The organism is Halorhabdus sp. BNX81 (assembly GCF_029229925.1).
GTDB lineage: Archaea > Halobacteriota > Halobacteria > Halobacteriales > Haloarculaceae > Halorhabdus.
Window position 1 is genome coordinate 2,625,650 of record NZ_CP107254.1, and the last position, 15,484, is coordinate 2,641,133.

General features: G+C 56.9%; 15 protein-coding genes, 1 tRNA gene and 1 pseudogene. 10 read left to right on the forward strand and 7 right to left on the reverse strand.

The window, feature by feature from the left end; all coding sequences use genetic code 11:
• Positions 1 to 479 precede the first annotated feature (479 nt).
• On the reverse strand, positions 480 to 2,153 hold the full coding sequence (locus tag HBNXHr_RS13280) for a hypothetical protein (protein ID WP_275882506.1): 1,674 nt from the start codon (positions 2,151 to 2,153) through the stop codon (positions 480 to 482).
• A gap of 318 nt (positions 2,154 to 2,471) precedes the next feature.
• On the opposite strand from HBNXHr_RS13280, the gene HBNXHr_RS13285 reads away from it, so the two are divergent.
• The gene (locus HBNXHr_RS13285; RefSeq protein WP_275882507.1) at positions 2,472 to 2,792 is read left to right on the forward strand and encodes a hypothetical protein; all 321 of its coding nucleotides are present in this window, start codon (positions 2,472 to 2,474) and stop codon (positions 2,790 to 2,792) included.
• A 4-nt stretch (positions 2,793 to 2,796) separates the two neighbouring features.
• Here the strand turns inward: HBNXHr_RS13285 and HBNXHr_RS13290 are convergent, their stop codons facing one another.
• The 3 genes from HBNXHr_RS13290 to HBNXHr_RS13300 form a co-directional block, all read right to left on the reverse strand.
• Positions 2,797 to 3,798 (reverse strand): site-specific integrase, encoded by a 1,002-nt coding sequence (locus tag HBNXHr_RS13290; RefSeq protein WP_275882508.1) that lies wholly within the window; start codon positions 3,796 to 3,798, stop codon positions 2,797 to 2,799.
• Between the two features lie 548 nt (positions 3,799 to 4,346).
• On the reverse strand, positions 4,347 to 4,751 hold the full coding sequence (locus tag HBNXHr_RS13295; protein WP_275882509.1) for a hypothetical protein: 405 nt from the start codon (positions 4,749 to 4,751) through the stop codon (positions 4,347 to 4,349).
• An 81-nt stretch (positions 4,752 to 4,832) separates the two neighbouring features.
• Positions 4,833 to 5,291, reverse strand: a complete 459-nt coding sequence (locus tag HBNXHr_RS13300; protein WP_275882510.1) for a hypothetical protein — start codon at positions 5,289 to 5,291, stop codon at positions 4,833 to 4,835.
• Positions 5,292 to 5,687: 396 nt separating this feature from the next.
• On the opposite strand from HBNXHr_RS13300, the gene HBNXHr_RS13305 reads away from it, so the two are divergent.
• The 7 genes from HBNXHr_RS13305 to HBNXHr_RS13335 all read left to right on the forward strand — a co-directional run bounded on the left by HBNXHr_RS13305 (position 5,688) and on the right by HBNXHr_RS13335 (position 11,039).
• Complete coding sequence (locus HBNXHr_RS13305; RefSeq protein WP_275882511.1) at positions 5,688 to 6,701, forward strand: ABC transporter ATP-binding protein; 1,014 nt, start codon at positions 5,688 to 5,690, stop codon at positions 6,699 to 6,701.
• Positions 6,694 to 7,482, forward strand: a complete 789-nt coding sequence (locus tag HBNXHr_RS13310; protein WP_275882512.1) for an ABC transporter permease subunit — start codon at positions 6,694 to 6,696, stop codon at positions 7,480 to 7,482. The genes HBNXHr_RS13305 and HBNXHr_RS13310 overlap by 8 nt, the downstream gene beginning before the upstream one ends.
• Positions 7,479 to 8,315: an ABC transporter permease subunit gene (locus HBNXHr_RS13315; RefSeq protein ID WP_275882513.1), complete on the forward strand. Its 837-nt coding sequence runs from the start codon at positions 7,479 to 7,481 to the stop codon at positions 8,313 to 8,315. The genes HBNXHr_RS13310 and HBNXHr_RS13315 overlap by 4 nt, the downstream gene beginning before the upstream one ends.
• 52 nt (positions 8,316 to 8,367) lie before the next feature.
• Positions 8,368 to 8,880 (forward strand): metallophosphoesterase, encoded by a 513-nt coding sequence (locus tag HBNXHr_RS13320; protein ID WP_275882514.1) that lies wholly within the window; start codon positions 8,368 to 8,370, stop codon positions 8,878 to 8,880.
• A 236-nt stretch (positions 8,881 to 9,116) separates the two neighbouring features.
• The gene (locus tag HBNXHr_RS13325; RefSeq protein ID WP_275737548.1) at positions 9,117 to 9,245 is read left to right on the forward strand and encodes a hypothetical protein; all 129 of its coding nucleotides are present in this window, start codon (positions 9,117 to 9,119) and stop codon (positions 9,243 to 9,245) included.
• A 49-nt stretch (positions 9,246 to 9,294) separates the two neighbouring features.
• Positions 9,295 to 10,395 (forward strand): aminopeptidase, encoded by a 1,101-nt coding sequence (locus HBNXHr_RS13330; RefSeq protein WP_275882515.1) that lies wholly within the window; start codon positions 9,295 to 9,297, stop codon positions 10,393 to 10,395.
• A 161-nt stretch (positions 10,396 to 10,556) separates the two neighbouring features.
• Positions 10,557 to 11,039, forward strand: coding sequence for a methyl-accepting chemotaxis protein (locus HBNXHr_RS13335; protein ID WP_275883724.1), 483 nt, complete (start codon positions 10,557 to 10,559; stop codon positions 11,037 to 11,039).
• Between the two features lie 327 nt (positions 11,040 to 11,366).
• Here the strand turns inward: HBNXHr_RS13335 and HBNXHr_RS13340 are convergent, their stop codons facing one another.
• Positions 11,367 to 12,155 carry a hypothetical protein gene (locus tag HBNXHr_RS13340; protein ID WP_275882516.1) on the reverse strand — a complete coding sequence of 263 codons (789 nt, stop codon included), beginning with the start codon at positions 12,153 to 12,155 and terminating at the stop codon, positions 11,367 to 11,369.
• A gap of 194 nt (positions 12,156 to 12,349) precedes the next feature.
• Between HBNXHr_RS13340 and HBNXHr_RS13345 the strand changes: the two are divergent.
• Positions 12,350 to 13,117 (forward strand): annotated as a pseudogene (locus HBNXHr_RS13345) (hypothetical protein); the annotation flags it as partial.
• 294 nt (positions 13,118 to 13,411) lie between these two features.
• On the opposite strand, the gene HBNXHr_RS13350 reads toward HBNXHr_RS13345, so the two are convergent.
• Positions 13,412 to 13,487: transfer RNA gene (locus HBNXHr_RS13350), tRNA-Arg, on the reverse strand.
• 172 nt (positions 13,488 to 13,659) lie between these two features.
• On the opposite strand from HBNXHr_RS13350, the gene HBNXHr_RS13355 reads away from it, so the two are divergent.
• Positions 13,660 to 14,319, forward strand: a complete 660-nt coding sequence (locus HBNXHr_RS13355) for a methyltransferase domain-containing protein (RefSeq protein ID WP_275882518.1) — start codon at positions 13,660 to 13,662, stop codon at positions 14,317 to 14,319.
• Between the two features lie 33 nt (positions 14,320 to 14,352).
• On the opposite strand, the gene HBNXHr_RS13360 is transcribed toward HBNXHr_RS13355, so the two are convergent.
• On the reverse strand, positions 14,353 to 15,453 hold the full coding sequence (locus tag HBNXHr_RS13360; RefSeq protein ID WP_275882519.1) for a DUF373 family protein: 1,101 nt from the start codon (positions 15,451 to 15,453) through the stop codon (positions 14,353 to 14,355).
• Between the last annotated feature and the right edge of the window lie 31 nt (positions 15,454 to 15,484).

Sequence of the window (15,484 nt, forward strand, 5' to 3'; positions counted from 1 at the left end):
AATTTTCTGGCTCAGGGTTGCAAATGACGGGAATCCGAATACTGGCGGAAATCCCATTCATGATTGGGCGGAATTTCGGATATTGTTACATTACCTGTGATCATACACGCTGGGTATAATATAACCGAGTGCTTGGATGCTTCGCCCGTATTTATATCATTTTAACATAATATATTTTAGACTAATGCCATTTATAAGCAGTGTCTTGGAAGTAGACAATCATCCCGACGGAGTACTGCGATTCTTGCACAATGACTTAGTTGGTGGGGGTGTGTTATGATTACTATAGTACTTGTACTTACTATAGATATAGTTATTATAGATTATAGATACTGTAACTTAACTAATTATATACTATATAAGAAAAGGTTAGACAAGTAATGACTATGGGAAATGGTGTGTTCCTTACCTTAACCTACCCACCAACGTAGAACACCATCAATGCACTCAAGCATACAATACAATTGGGAGGAGAAAGATCACGACGGTTTTGCAGGCACCTCTACGTGATCGTACTCTCCGAAGTCCGGGTCTTCGACTATCCCACTCAGAAACTCCCAGGTGACGTGAGGCTTGAATTGGGTCCCGAATTGGTCTTCGAACCATTCCCATGTCGGTTCCCATCCGTATCGGAGATGACGGCAAGCAACTCGGACCCTCTCATTGTGTGATAGGTTTTCGATTCCTTCTCGTTCAGATACTTTTTGGAGTGCTTCAGCTTTGGTCCCCGGGCTTTCTCGTGCAGGCCAGATCTCATGAGGTTTCCCAGCGAGGTCTTTCGACGTGGATGCACTGGCTTCCGCGGAACCGGACGTGCCAATGCCGTAGCCTTGCTCAGAGAGATACGTGAGTGCGTCTTGACGACCCCCATCCTCTCGAATGAGACGATACCCCACTTGGAGTGCTTCGGTCTTCGCCACTGAGTGGATGATGGAACTCCTGCTCTGCCCCCCAATGATCACCACGTAGTCGCCGGCTTCGAAATCGTTCTCAGCCCATTTCTCGTAGTCTTTCCCAGGTCCTTCAGAGAGTTGGAGAGGCCCGTGTTCCGTTTCTTTAGTGAACTGTCCGTTGCATCCAACCGCGCCAAAGAACCTGACTGGAACCATAGGAGCGCCGTTTCGCTTGTCTTCTCGGGCAAACGCACCTCCCTTGACTTCGAGTGCTGCGACACTCCGAGGATTCCCCGCTGCAAGTGCATACGGAGAATATTGGTGCCCATTGTACTGTATCCACTCTGGCACGTCGTAGGTCTTCGCGGGGAACTCCATCTGCTCGATGAGTGGAGTTTCGATTGCGTTCTCCTGCTCTGCCTTTTCTTCCTGACCTTCGGAAATCAACTCCAACACGGTCTCGTCGGGGTTAAGCATCGCGAATAGATCCCGTGGCTGATCCGCTGAATGAGGGAGTTTTCCGTTAGTCAACGATTCTTGAACGAATACATCCCACAGAACATCAGCATATGATACTGAGACGCTTGGGTTCGTTTCGTGGGATTTGCGGAAGATACGGGTATGATCCCACGTTGAGGCGATCTCGACTTTGGGGAGGCCGGACTTCTCGTGTTCGACACCGGGGAGCCTGAATAGTCGTTTCCGCGAGTACAGGGCCGTATCGAGGTCAGCACCTGTTTCCTCGCAGAAGGACTCAGCCAACTCCTTGAGCTGTTCCCTGTTGGCTTCCCCTGATACGAACCGGGGAACATGAACGTGGATAGAGCGATTCCCTGAAAAATAGAGCCTACACGTGTTGAACGACACTTCGAGGTAATCCTCAACAAACTCTCGAAACCACGAGATGAGTGTTTCCGGCCCTACATCTTGATACGCGTCGGACTCAATGTGAATCGGGTAGAGTACCCGGTCGTCGGCCTCACACTCGTCTTGAATCTCTTTCGCTATCGAAGACTCTCCCTTTACCTCGTGCCCTGTCTCGAACTCGTCTTGCCGCTCGTACTGTTCTTGCGGGACCTTGTAGATGGGGCTTGCAGTGATTGCGTCATCAGGGATCGGCTCGAAAATCGTCCGGAGCTTCGGTGTGCGACGTGGCCCCTTCTCGACAGGGAAACCGTACTGGACGCACGGGTAGTAGTTAGTGTTAGATGTTGACGCTGTACTGGTCGGAGATGCCGCTGTAGTTGTGTTCGTACTCATGGGTCAGAAGATAGCGAAGACTCTCAGCGGTTCGTTCTACTCTCCCCCTCCATGCGTTGACTCCGCTAAGTGATACTCGGTAGTTACGACTGGACGGGAGAACTAACCGTGAGAATCTGCCTGTACTGTAAGAACAACGCCCAGACGGAAATAGATGCCGGAATCCGTGCGAATGCGATACGATCTATTCAATTCTTGCAAAGGGATTGGACGCTTGAACCCAGGGGAATGTGTTGATTACCTTATAAATACGCTGCTTGGCTTGTCAAAGAGGAGATAGCCCAAAGCTGATGTGTTATGGCCGTGAAATAAGTGATGATGGGTAACAAGCGACGGGAAGACGATGACTTTCTGGTCGGTGAATCTACACCAGGGACTACAGGAGATAGCAAAGGGACCATGCATGATCGGAATGAATCCAATAAAATAGACAAGTCAGAGGATGATGTGGTAGAGTTTGTGAGTGAGAAAGAAAGGAAGAAAAAACAACAGAACCAGAGTAATCAGGAAACAACACCTGAAGACACTCAACTGGTGGAAGAATCAAGCAAGGACATTGCATCAAAGTACGCTGATAAGTACTCGAAATATTGGTCTGAAGACCAAAAAGAACAACATAAAGAACCGCTTCAGGAGTAGATCTCTACTCCATTCCGAACTCTTCGCGCCGTAGTTCCCGCTTCTCACTTTCAGTCCGGGCGTCGTAGTGCTTCTCCAGTGTCTTCACGGAGACGTTCATCCTGTCGGAGAGGAGTTCCTTCGTGTGGCCGTCGTTGAGCCACGCTGTAATCGCAGATCTCCGGATCGCGTGAGGTGGGATTGAGTCAGGGCATCGTTGGGCGGTATCACGTCGTTGGGCTGCTTCGCAACTGTCTGGACTTCTGTCGTGAGGGCACTGATCCGCGTACACGCACGGACGGGTTACTGAGTTGATATGACCGCGGATATTCGAGTGAACCGGACGCCCTTGCTTCGTTGTTATCAACGGTTCTCGTCCATGGTCGTCAGTCACATCATGTCTATGCATCCTAATGTAGTCGTCAAGCACGTCGCACACCCACTCGTGAAGGTTAACCTCGCGTTCTGCTCCGTATTTGTTCTTGAGCGGGGTTTCTGATTCTGGACGATGGCGCACCTCAATGTACTGTTCCTCTGAGTTGTAGTCGCCGAGGTCTACTGCTCGAAGCGATCCAATGCGGAATCCGGTGTCCCACAAGAGGGAGAAAACGACGTGCTTCAACGTTCCATATTCGTACTTCTGGAGGAACTGGAGGATCTGTGCCGCCGTTTCCGAATCAATCATCGTGTTCCGAGAGTCATCTTCGGGAACGGGCATCAAGATGTTCTCAGCAAGCCCTTCGACCAGATCTCGGGATTCACACCATCGAAGGAATACCCGAAGGACGGTCATCTGGTTATACAACGTGACACTGTTGATATTGTCCTCGTCTCGTCGGTAGAGTTTGAAGTCGGAAATGTGGAAGCCATCGAGTTCGTTGACAGTGTCCAGACCTTCGCTCTCACACCACTCGATGAATTGTGATAGCAGGGACGAGTGGTTGTAGTAGGTAGACTCGGATATGTCTGCTCGCCGTTCATTCAGATACCGTTCGACTGCGCGTTCGGTTGTGATTTGTCGAGTCATCGGAGTTTCCGAATCGCTCGACCCTGGATGGTGATTCCGAGGTGGTTATCATCCGATCTTGATCGCGGAAGCGCCGAATCTGCCGCAGGCAGACCCGAGAGGCGCTGAGGAGGGAGGCGTTCAAATCCGCCCCAACCCACTTCTGACGCCGACTGCGACGAACAAAGTGAGGAGCCAGCGGCGTCTGTGTGGGCAAGCGGATTTGAGCCCAGAGGACGAGCGAAGCGAAGTCCTCGCGGTTCAAATCCGCCGAGAGAGCGAGCTCTCTCGAGGCGTGCTTCACGTTGTTCAGCACGACGCCGGAAGAGCAAGCGCTTCCGAGCCCTCGTTCGCGTTCTCGAGACGCTCCCACCGGTCGCGTCTCGCTACTCACGAGGACGCCCCAACCCATATTTTCCGGCGAGCAAGTTCGCGAGCCGGTACTATGGTCACAAGGATTTGAAGCAGACGAGTTGCGCGCACCGAAATGAGCGCGTCCTGACGTGGTTCAAGCCCGCTCCAACGCACTAATGGCGTCAGCTATAATTCAGAAAGCATATACGCGGATACTATTCTATAGACCCTTCTGAGGAAAGATCCTTTGAAAGTATTTGCTTCTCGAGATCGTAATGCATTGGCTTTCGCCAGGCATCTTCGCCTTCGAACATCGGCCAGTTTTCGTGCTCGTTATCGAAGGTAAGATTGACATTTTGCCAGGCAAACTTTTCCTGATATTCTTCGGGCAGGTATTTTTTCAGGCAGAACAATGTCGGCCGACGGTCGCCGAACGAAGACCGTTGGATCAAAACGTCATCCGGGACGTTCACTCCCTGCTCCTGTAAGACCGTTTCATCAAGAAAGACATCTTCGACGAACTGCGGTCGCTCCGTTTCCGGGAGGCTTTGCATCTCTTGGTATAGCTCCTGGAATGCATCCGAATAAAACACATCGAGTAAGTCCGAATAGTAGTCCATCATTACCTCCTGTAGATCCTCTCGAGTCAACTCGGATGTCTCAACCTGACCCTGTGACTCTTGATTGGACGCCATCTTGAATCACCAACCAGCACCTGCACATACGCCGAAGCCACCTGCGCATGCGCATGCTGCAAGTGGGTTTTCCGACCCGAATCCGACATGCTGTTCGTCGATGATATCCTCAAATAGGTCGGGATCCACGTCACGGAGTCGGGAAAGATACTCCGGATCCAGTTCTGAAAGATCGCTAATCACATTGGGTTGATCCGCATCCGGATTCCCGAATTCGGTTTCTTTGCCGATCTGATCGTCGAAGAGCCGACTACTTATCCGCATGTCTTCCGGAACCTCGACACCCGCTTCACGAAGCGCACTTGGTGTGAGGTATCTTGCCCCCGCTTCCATCCGTTCCTCGGGCGGGGCCTGACGAACCTTCTCCAACTGGTCGAGATACGCTTCGGATGTGACAACGCTGACTACTTCTTGCAATTTTTCCTCTGCCGCTTCGCGATCCATTTGGTCGTCTTCTGTTGACATACTAGCACACCAGGTCAGCAATAGGACCTTGCTAACTTATACTTTATGAACTATCATTATATAGTACACTATAGAGTTACAGCTATGCCAGTCAAACCTGCAACGGAAGGCCGGCTGATTTGACGTGGCTACTGTGGAAACAGACGCCACAACCGAAAAAGCGGATGAGAGCAAGGCAGACCGTACGGACCGTGAACAAGCAATGGTCAAATTGACGGGACGGGGAGAGTCGAACAGCATGGTGGAACCCACCAAGCACGCCCATTCACTCACGGGAGTCGGTACAGGGGCATGCCTTGATCGTACTCCTCCGGCCCAGCCGAGTGGCGGTGGGCCGGAAGTGCACAGCCAGGTGATAAATTTATAGTCCAGCCATCAGTGGTCCAAACAATACAGATGCCGCCCATCCAGACCGACGCGTTGACGAAGTATTACGGCGACGTGCGGGGCGTTGAGGACCTCTCCTTCGCCGTCGAGGAGGGTGAAGTCTTCGGGTTTCTCGGCCCGAACGGCGCGGGGAAGACGACGACGATCCGGACACTCATGGGATTTCAATCGCCGACGGAGGGGACGGCGACCGTTCTGGGAGCCGACATTAGAGACGGGGCGGCGCTCCGGGAGGTTCGCGCGGACGTGGGTTACCTGCCGAGCGAGCCGAGTTTCAACGAGAACGTGACCGGTCGCCGCTTGCTCGACTATCACGGGGCGCTCCGTGGAGACGTTCGCAGCGACGAGATGCTCGAACTGTTCGATCCGCCGCTGGACCGCAAAGTACGGGAGTACTCCCGCGGGAACAAGCAGATGCTCGCCATCGTCATGGCATTCATGCACGACCCGGATGTGCTCATCATGGACGAACCGACATCCGGGCTCGATCCGCTGAAACAGGAGCAACTGCTGGAATTCATCCGCACCGAGCAAGGCCGCGGGAAGACCTTCTTTTTCTCCTCGCACATCCTGAGCGAGGTCCGGAAGGTCTGTGATCGGGTCGCGATCATCCGCGACGGCCATCTCGTCGAACTCGAAGACGTCGAATCCCTGCTAGATCGGAGTGGGAAGATTGTCCGGGCGCGCCTCGATGGTGATTTCGAGGCAGACGAGCTGGCGCTTTCGGGGATCCACGACCTCGAGATCAGCGACGCCGGCGACGAAGACGACAAACCGGCCGCGGCGAAAAACGAGGCAACGAGCATTACGTTCACCTACACCGGAGCCTACGAGCCGCTGCTCGGACAACTTCTCGAATACGATATTTTCGATCTGAGCATCGAAGAGGCACCGCTTGAAGACGTGTTCATGCGATTCTACGGGGAGAACCCGGCCAAGCGCGTCGAAGCAGTCGAGAACGGCGATATTGAGGCGAATGAAAACGACGAGGTGACCGACGGTCCGGAGCAGGCCGATGTTTGAAACCACCCGCTTCGAGTCCGAACGGCTGTTCCCCGCCTCGGCAGTCATCGGGCTAGGATTGGCAGCCTTCGGCGGGATGATGACACTCATCGCGCCGGGCATCCTCGGAGAGGTCGACATGGCGGCGCTGTTAGAGCAGTTCCCGTCCGCGATGGTCGAAGAGATGGGACTGGGGAAGATGGGGACCATCGAGGGGTTCATCGCACTCGAACTCTACGAGTACGTCTGGCTGCTCGGTCTCGGTGTGTACGTCGCCTACACCGCGGCCGGCTCGATCGCCGGCGACGTCGAGACCGGGCGGATGGACACGCTGCTCGCCGCGCCGATTTCCCGGTGGCAACTCCTCGTCGAGAAGTATCTCGCGCTGTTGACGCCGATCGTCGTCGTCAACGTCGTGGTCTTTGCGGGCGTGGCCGGAGCCATCCAGCTCATCGACGAGACGATTCCAATCGCCGACCTCGCGGCCGTCCACGTACTGTCGGTCCCCTATCTGTTGGCCTGTGGCGCGTTCGGCATGCTCGCGTCCGTTGCCGCACCGCGGCGACGTCTCGCCGAGGGCGTGGCCGCCGGAACCCTCGTCGGAACCTTCCTCTTTGAGATGCTGGTAACCAACACTGATATCGAGTGGCTGGGCGGGATCACGCCGATGCGATACTACGATCCGCTGGCGATCCTCACCGAAGGGACCTACGACCCCGCAGGCGGGGCAGTTCTGTCCGGTGTCGCGGTCGTCCTCGTCGTCGGGAGTGCCTGGCTGTTCGCGGAGGTCGATGTCGAATGAGCACCGACACTCACGGCAGGGTGACGGGCCGCGATCCCGACGACGATCCGCTCCTCGTGGTCGCCCGCTTCGAGGGGCGTAACCGACTCCGGATGACGGCGGTTCTCGCAGTGCTGTTCTCGCTGTTCGGGCTCCTGTACGTCTGGGTCGGCCCGCAGATGATCGACGCCGGGTTCTCGGAATTGTTGGATGCGATGCCGCCGGTCGTGACCGAACTGTTCGGCTTCGAAAGCCTCGAATCGATCGAGGGGCTGCTCGCCAGCGAGTTCTACACGCTCGGCTGGATCGTCGGTCTCGGGGGCTATCTCGCCTATACCGCCGCCGGGACGGTCGCCGGCGACCTCCGGGACGAGCGGATGGACACGGTGCTGTCCGGTCCTGTCCCCCGGCGGAGCGTCCTGTTGGGGAAGTTCCTCGCCGTTCTCGTCCCGATCGCCGCCCTCAACGTGGTCGTCCCGGTCGTGCTGTACGTGGCATCGCTCACGATCGGAGAATCACTCTCGGTCGTGGATCTCGCGATCGTGCATGCCTTCTCCATCCCGTATCTCCTCTTTTGGAGCGCCGGTGGCATCCTGCTGGGCGTGGTGGTACGCCGGGGCCGAGCCGCCGGGCGGGTCGCACTCGGGCTGCTCTTTTTCAGCTGGCTCTTCGAATCGGTCATCTCGACAACTGAGTACGACTGGCTCGGCGCACTCTCCCCGGTGCGGTACTTCGATCCGCCCGGCATCCTCGTCGATGGCACCTACGACATCGCTGGGGCTGGCCTCCTGTTGGCCGGTGCGGTCGTGGCCCTCGGCCTCGGCCAGTACTGGTTCCGGCGACGTGACCTCTGAGCCGTCGCCACGGTTCGAGAATGTTTTCGGTCGTCTGATCCAATCGAGGACCGTGCTCGCTGTGTTCGCGGACACTCATGGGACGGACGAACCACGGCTCGCCGGACGGACAGCCGACGCACTCACGAGTGCCGACCAGGTGCTCCACGCGGGAGACTTTACGACGAGGGCGGTCTATGAGGCCTTCGAGCGCCGAGCCAACCAGTTGGCCGCGGTCCACGGCAACAGTGACACGACTGCAGTTCAGAAACAGTTGCCCGCCGTCCGGACTATCGAATGGAACGACTGGCGAGTGCTTCTCGTCCACGGACACGAACACACCCCGACATCGCTGCCGTTGCTTGCCCGGGAACGAGACGCTGACCTTGTCGTCATCGGACACACCCACCGGCCGGCGATCGAGCGACTCGGGGACTTGCCAGTCCTCAATCCGGGAAGCCACGCCGATCCGCGTGCCGGCCCGCCGACCCACGCCGAAGTTCACCCGGCAAACGGAGCCATACGGCTCGAACTTCGGGAGCGGGACGGAACAGTGATCGATCGGGTGCGCGTCGCTGGGAAATGAGTGCGACGAGCGCGGTGATGGAGGGCCAAAGCGGGGGTAGCGCATGTGGATTCATGGTCGGGCGCATAAAGTGAATACCGGAAGTTCAAACGACCGTTTGACTCACCCTCCGAAATCGCCGACCACCCGTTTTGTCCACGTCGGCGAAAGCAGACAACTGGGGCGGCCCGGTGGTGAGAGGGAAGATGACAACAAACGACGAAACATATATTATCGCCGAGATGAAACCGCGAGTCATGGTTGACCCGGTTCTCGTCGGCATCGTCGTCGTCGTCCTCGCGTTCGTCTTCTTCGTCTACCTGTTCGTCCGCCGGATCGCGACCGGCTTCAGCCAGGGCATGCGTGAAGGCAAGCGCGGCGGGTGACCCACGGGACGAAACTGGTTTGGCTGACGGTCGAGAAGTCCCTGCCATCATGGACCCACGCATCCGCGAACACGCACAGCTCATCGCCGACGCCGTCGATCTGAGTGCCGGGGACAACTTTCTCATCAAGAGCGAGCCCGCCGCCGAGGATCTCGTCGTTGCCCTGTACGAGATCGCCGGCGACCGCGGCGCACACCCCGTTTCGATCCGGACCAACCGCAGCGGTCGCGCCATCCGGAGCTACCTGCAGGCGGCCGACGCCGCCGACGTCGACTTCGAGACGCCGGCCCACGAGCAAGCGCTGGTCGAGGCCGCCGACTGTCACGCCGTGATCCGCAGTCATGCGAACGTCACCGAGTTGGAAGACGTCCCGCCCGAGGTCAACTCCGACTACGAGAAGGCCCACCAGCCGATCCTCAACGAACGGCTGACCGACCGCTGGACGCTCACCCAGCATCCCACGCCCGCAGACGCCCAACTCGCCGAGATGAGCACCGAAGCCTACGAGAACTTCGTCTACGACGCGATCCTCAAAGACTGGGACGAACAACGCGAGTTCCAGGCACAGTTGGTCGAGATCCTCGAGGACGCCAGCGAGGTCAGGATCGTGAGCGGCGACACCACCGACGTCACCATGTCCGTCGACGGCAACCACGTCATCAACGACACGGACACGCACAACCTCCCCGGCGGCGAGGTCTTTACTGCCCCGGTCCCCGACAGCGTCGAGGGCAACGTCCTCTTCGACAAGCCTGTCTACCGCCGGGGTCGGGAGATTACCGACGCACGACTCGTCTTCGAAGACGGCGAAGTCGTCGAGCACAGCGCCTCGAAGAACGAGGAGCTGCTGACGAGCATTCTCGACACCGACGACGGGGCGCGTCGCCTGGGCGAACTCGGCATCGGGATGAACCGCGACATCGACCGGTTCACCTACAACATGCTCTTCGACGAGAAGATGGGCGACACCGTCCATATGGCCGTCGGCCGCGCCTACGAGGACAACGTCGGCGAGGGCAACGAGCAAAACGAGTCGGCCCAGCACGTCGACATGATCGTCGACATGAGCGAAGACAGTTTCATCGAGGTCGACGGTGAAGTGGTTCAGGAAGATGGGACGTTCGTCTTCGAAGACGGGTTCGAGGAGTGATCACCGAACGGCGTGAACGGACCGTTTTTGATCGCACATCTCTCGAGGATTGAGTTGCGGGCCCTCGGCCCGCAACCGGATGGCGTCTCGAGGGAGACGGTCTCGCCGTCTCGGCTCGAGGCGGGGAAGCCGCCACGCTGCTCCCACAGGATGGCGCTGCTATCCGAGGAAACCCGACGAGGCGAGGCCGCCCGGATGGGCGAAGCCGACGGGGGTTCTCCGTCGTCGCGAGCGAGATCAAGAGGTTCGCCGAGGAAGCCCAATCCAACGCCGGCGAGATCGAGGCGATGGTCAACGGGATCAAGGACGACACCCGCAACGCCGTCGAGTCGCTGGACCGGAATAACGACCGGATCGAAGACGGGATCGAAACGGTCGACGAGGCGGTCGACATCCTGAACGAGATCCACGACTCCGTCACGGAGGTCAGCGACGGGATCGCTGAGGTGGCCAATGCGACGGATCAGCAGGCGGCCTCGACGGAGGAAGTCGCCTCGATGGTCGATCAATCGACGGCTGCAGCCGACCAAATCGCTTCTGAAACAGCCGCGATCGCGGACGAAATCGACGCCCAAACCGATCAGATCGCGGATATCGACGACGCCGTCGATCGTCTGGTTGACGATCTGTCCCGGAACTCATAGACGGCGCGTGATGTGAGGGGATCGAGTTATGAGCCGGGGATTCTGGACGACTACGGGGGCGGCAGTTTTTCGAGGTGCCTTCCCACAGGCCGCCAGCGGCAGCCGAGGAAAGGCGGCGACGTAAAATCGAGGAACATACACGCGGGGATTCTCACTCGATGCCAGACCTTGCTGCGCTCGCGGCTTCGCGGCTCGCATTGTGGCTCTTACTGTGTTCGATCCACGCTTCGCTCGGCATATATTAGTTCGAGTCCCCCGAAAAGCGCGAACATCCGGCGAGCGAAGCGAGAGCGGTACGCAATCTCGTGCGACTTAAACCCATAAAATTCAAGACGGCTTACCGTCCTCTCCACATCGAGACACTCTATCATAATAATACTCTTTTATCAGTAAGTCAGTATAGTAATATCCAGAATCCCCAAGATACAAGTGTAAAATCAATACCAAAAATGATAAAATAAATATTATTATTGTAGATACAATTGTAATGTATGACTGTTCGATGACTAATGCAACAACATATAGAATCAAAGCAGCAGAGGCAGATATCCGCATATTTATATCAAATTGGCGTATTAATTTGTATTTGAGAGTTCGTTCCGACAATTTCCCATCCATATGAATAAGTAACAGGTCATAAATTGCACGTATATCATCTTCTCCAATATTTAACTCAAGATCCTCTTTTATTGCTTGTTTAAACTCCCAATCGTATCTATCGATAAGATAGCCATATTCGAACCGATCAACCGAAGGTAAAACTCGCTGGATAGGACGGGGGAATCTACTAACCGTTGATAAATAGGTATTTGAAGCAGAATTCCGTATTTTCCTAGAGAGGGGGACGTATGAATCAATATCAAAGTGGTCTGCTAAATGAATACGAAGATCGGACGGAACCCGAAATGTGGTCGACTGAAGATGTTCAATAATAATTCCAAAAATGTATGATAGGCCCAATATTACGAATCCAAGTATAGTAGAGTTCTCAGTAAGCTGTTTTTGATATTCAACCGTTAAAGAAAGTAAGAAGGGTAATATAATAATAAATCCAGGTATTATTTTAGTTAGAAGGTCCTGGATCGAAAACTTGCCGTAGTTACTACTAACCTCCATAGCAAGATAATTCACCTGTATGAATATAAATTATATGAATTAAATAACGTTAGTAAAGATTGTATCTATGTCATGAGTGAAAATATGCATAGAAATACTCTCTCGCACCCACATCACAAGCCAGAATGGCGTTCCTACAACACATCTAGAAAGAATTAGGGCAGCGACGTTCGATATCGCCAGCAGGCTTTCAGATGTACCGGTATACGCCCTCCGAAATCGACTATGAACGTGCCAGCCACCAGGCGAAACTCCAGGTCGACATCACCGGCCAGGGGAACGCCGACGTCAAGCGGATCGGCAACCTCGGCGAACTCGCCTTCGAGCAGTTCTGTCGGGAGTTCATCCCCGTCGAGATGTGGGACTGGAAGAACGCTTCGTCGCTACGGAAGTGCAACCCTGAATCGTTCTCTGGGTATGATTTCGAGCTATTCGGCTACGAAATAGACGTAAAGACCTCACGGGACGTGTCCGCGTTCTTGCCCGAGCAAGTCCTGAAGACGGACGACGATGACGACATCGTCGTGATGGCCTGGCACCGGGACAACGAGGACGCGCTGATCCTCCTGGGGTGGGAACGGATCGAGACGCTGCAATCGAAAGCGGCGACGAAGCACGACTTCTCGGGAGAAGAGCCGGAAAAGCTGGACCACCTGGCATCGAGGCCGATGAACCAGCTGCTCGAGCTGGGGCCGAGCGCCGCCAAGATGGACCAGCGACCGAGTAACCCGTTCACGCCAGGGGACCGCGTTCGAAACGATAGTGGAGATGAAGCGATCGTCATCGAGCGGGTTCCGCCGGAGAAGTTCGATTACGAGGCAGTCGATGTCTCGTTTGTCGACCTACTCGATGAAGGACCGGGTGACTGGAGACAGATCCATCCGGCGAAGCTGGCGTCCTACTGCGATGATCAGGACATCAATACGTACGCCTACAAACACACCAATCTCGAATTCGCCGAATAGAGAAATCGCACCAGACGCCACCGCGGCTTGGTGACGTACCGGGCGATGACGCTCCGAAATATTACTCCGTTACCGGGCTTTTGCCCAAGATTCTCCATCACTTACTGGAATTCGGGGCCTGGGCCAGTTTCGACTCGGGCTTGCCGTGGGAGGGAAACAGCATCCGGCGAGCGGAGCGAGCCGGTTCGCCGAGCGGGAGCGAAGCGACCGCTCGGGTCGTTTTTGGCCCAGCTTTTTGCGAGGAGTGGTTCGCGAGCGGAGCGAGCGAACCCGACGAAGTAAAAAGATGGACGGGCACGGTGGGATTCGAACCCACGAACCGTCGGATTAGAAGTCCGACGCTCTGTCCGGACTGAGCTACGTGCCCCCAACCGTAGGGTTGGTCAGGACTTACAAAAAGCGCTCGGCTTGTCATCATCCACTGGTCCAAACCGGCGGGTTTCCTTGCAGGCACAAGGCATCCAGAGACGGCAATGTCTCGTACCGGACTGCGTCGCCGATCGGATAGCATTATCACAGCGGCGGGTGAGTTCGGTCACATGGAGAATCGTGACCGGGCCCGCGAACTCGCCGAGCAATACACGACCGAAGGGAAACCACTGGCGTGGTTCGACGTTCTCTATTCGGAAAGATCCAACGGGGAAGCTGCCGTGCCCTGGGCGGATCTGGAGCCGAATCCGAACCTTCTCGAGTGGCTCGAGAAGACGCCACTCGATCCAACGGGGAAACGAGCACTCGTAGTCGGGTGCGGACTTGGCGACGACGTCGAAGCACTGTCGGGTCGTGGATTCGACGTGATGGGATTCGACATCTCACCGGCAGCGATCGAACAGTGTCGCGAGCGGTTCCCGGATTCGACGGCGGCGTATCACGAAGCAGACCTCTTTGATCCACCAGCGGACTGGGTCGGGGCATTCGATTTCGTCCTGGAATCGTACACGTTGCAGGTGCTTCCTCCAGCAACGCGACGTACCGCCATCGAGCAGATCGCGGAGTTCGTCAAGCCGTCTGGCAGGCTGCTTGTCATCAGTCGAGGACGCGACAACGACGAGCCGACGGGCGAGCTGCCGTGGCCACTGACCGAGCAGCGAGTCAAGGAGTTCACGGCAGCAGGACTCGAACTCCGCAGCTTCGAAGAGTATTACGACGACGAAACGCCACCCGTTCGTCGGTTCCGTGCCGAGTTCGAACGCCCCTAACCAGTCGATAGAGTCCGGATGGCGTACGTTGTCTCAGGCACTCGATGGCGCCTCGCCACGCTCTAGTCTGGACTCGGCAATGGCGAACGCGAGCGTGCTGAACAGTCCCAACAGCGTCCCGGCGGTGAGCATCGCCGCGAGATACGAAAGGGAGACCCGGCCGAGGACGTACAGACTGACGGCGTGGATGACCCCGGCAATGGCGAGAATGTAGAACGGCGCGTTGAGATATCGCCACCGGAATCGCCCGGCGAGATATTCGTCAGTCACCTGGCCGAGGCTGCTAGTGATCCCGGCGGCGGCGAGCCAGTGGATCGCCCCCGCGAGCACCGCGGCCACGGCCTGAGTCGCACCCAGCGTCGCAGATTCCAGCCCCCCGCGGACGGTATCGAGCATCTCCAACCCGCTCGCGCCACCGATCGCCAGCAACACCCCGGCAACCACATAGGTGACGATTGTAACCCGGCCAGCGTACAGCCCGGATCGGGCGCGGTCGACTGCCCCGTCGACGGCGTCCCCGAGTCCGAGTCCCCGCGAGAGGATGTAGATGCCAAGCAACCCCGACGCGAGACCGAACACGTCGCCGGGCATGCCGAGAATGTCCGCGATGACGGCGAGCGGATAGATGAGCAACAGGATCCCGAGCGGGACCAGGATCGTCCCCCGAGTCTCGGGGTCGTTGAGCACCTGTTTGATGGTGTAGTACATCGATTCCAGATCCTGTGCCTGGCGGACGACGACCCGCCGGACGCCGTCGATGTCGACCCGCGAGCGGATGACCGGAACGACGCTCTCGTCCTGTGCGCCGTCGGTCACCACGATCGCCCGGACATCCTCCCCGGTCGTCAATCCCGCGAGGACAGTGTCGATCTCCACACCGACGGCCCGATTGGCAGCGACGTCGCTCCCCTCGATCCCGGTCACGGCGGCGACTTCGACGGACTCGCCGGCGCGATCGAGTTCGTCATAGAGGTGAATCCCCTCGAACAACACGTTGAGGTCACTGTCCTCTGGATCGGCCGTCGCGAACTCGACTGCGGCGCTCTCGACGGCGTCGCGACCCACGACCGGCGTTTCGATGCCGGTCTTCCGGCCGACGTCGTCATCGAGATCCACGCACAGGACCAGCAGCATCTACCGACCGTACGCGACGGCCGTATAACAC

Coding starts and splice junctions, on each gene's coding strand:
- HBNXHr_RS13280 (WP_275882506.1), bottom strand. CDS start 2,153: ATGAGTACGAACACAACTACAGCGGCATCTCCGACCAGTACAGCGTCA.
- HBNXHr_RS13285 (WP_275882507.1), top strand. CDS start 2,472: ATGGGTAACAAGCGACGGGAAGACGATGACTTTCTGGTCGGTGAATCT.
- HBNXHr_RS13290 (WP_275882508.1), bottom strand. CDS start 3,798: ATGACTCGACAAATCACAACCGAACGCGCAGTCGAACGGTATCTGAAT.
- HBNXHr_RS13295 (WP_275882509.1), bottom strand. CDS start 4,751: ATGGACTACTATTCGGACTTACTCGATGTGTTTTATTCGGATGCATTC.
- HBNXHr_RS13300 (WP_275882510.1), bottom strand. CDS start 5,291: ATGTCAACAGAAGACGACCAAATGGATCGCGAAGCGGCAGAGGAAAAA.
- HBNXHr_RS13305 (WP_275882511.1), top strand. CDS start 5,688: ATGCCGCCCATCCAGACCGACGCGTTGACGAAGTATTACGGCGACGTG.
- HBNXHr_RS13310 (WP_275882512.1), top strand. CDS start 6,694: ATGTTTGAAACCACCCGCTTCGAGTCCGAACGGCTGTTCCCCGCCTCG.
- HBNXHr_RS13315 (WP_275882513.1), top strand. CDS start 7,479: ATGAGCACCGACACTCACGGCAGGGTGACGGGCCGCGATCCCGACGAC.
- HBNXHr_RS13325 (WP_275737548.1), top strand. CDS start 9,117: ATGGTTGACCCGGTTCTCGTCGGCATCGTCGTCGTCGTCCTCGCGTTC.
- HBNXHr_RS13330 (WP_275882515.1), top strand. CDS start 9,295: ATGGACCCACGCATCCGCGAACACGCACAGCTCATCGCCGACGCCGTC.
- HBNXHr_RS13340 (WP_275882516.1), bottom strand. CDS start 12,155: ATGGAGGTTAGTAGTAACTACGGCAAGTTTTCGATCCAGGACCTTCTA.
- HBNXHr_RS13355 (WP_275882518.1), top strand. CDS start 13,660: ATGGAGAATCGTGACCGGGCCCGCGAACTCGCCGAGCAATACACGACC.
- HBNXHr_RS13360 (WP_275882519.1), bottom strand. CDS start 15,453: ATGCTGCTGGTCCTGTGCGTGGATCTCGATGACGACGTCGGCCGGAAG.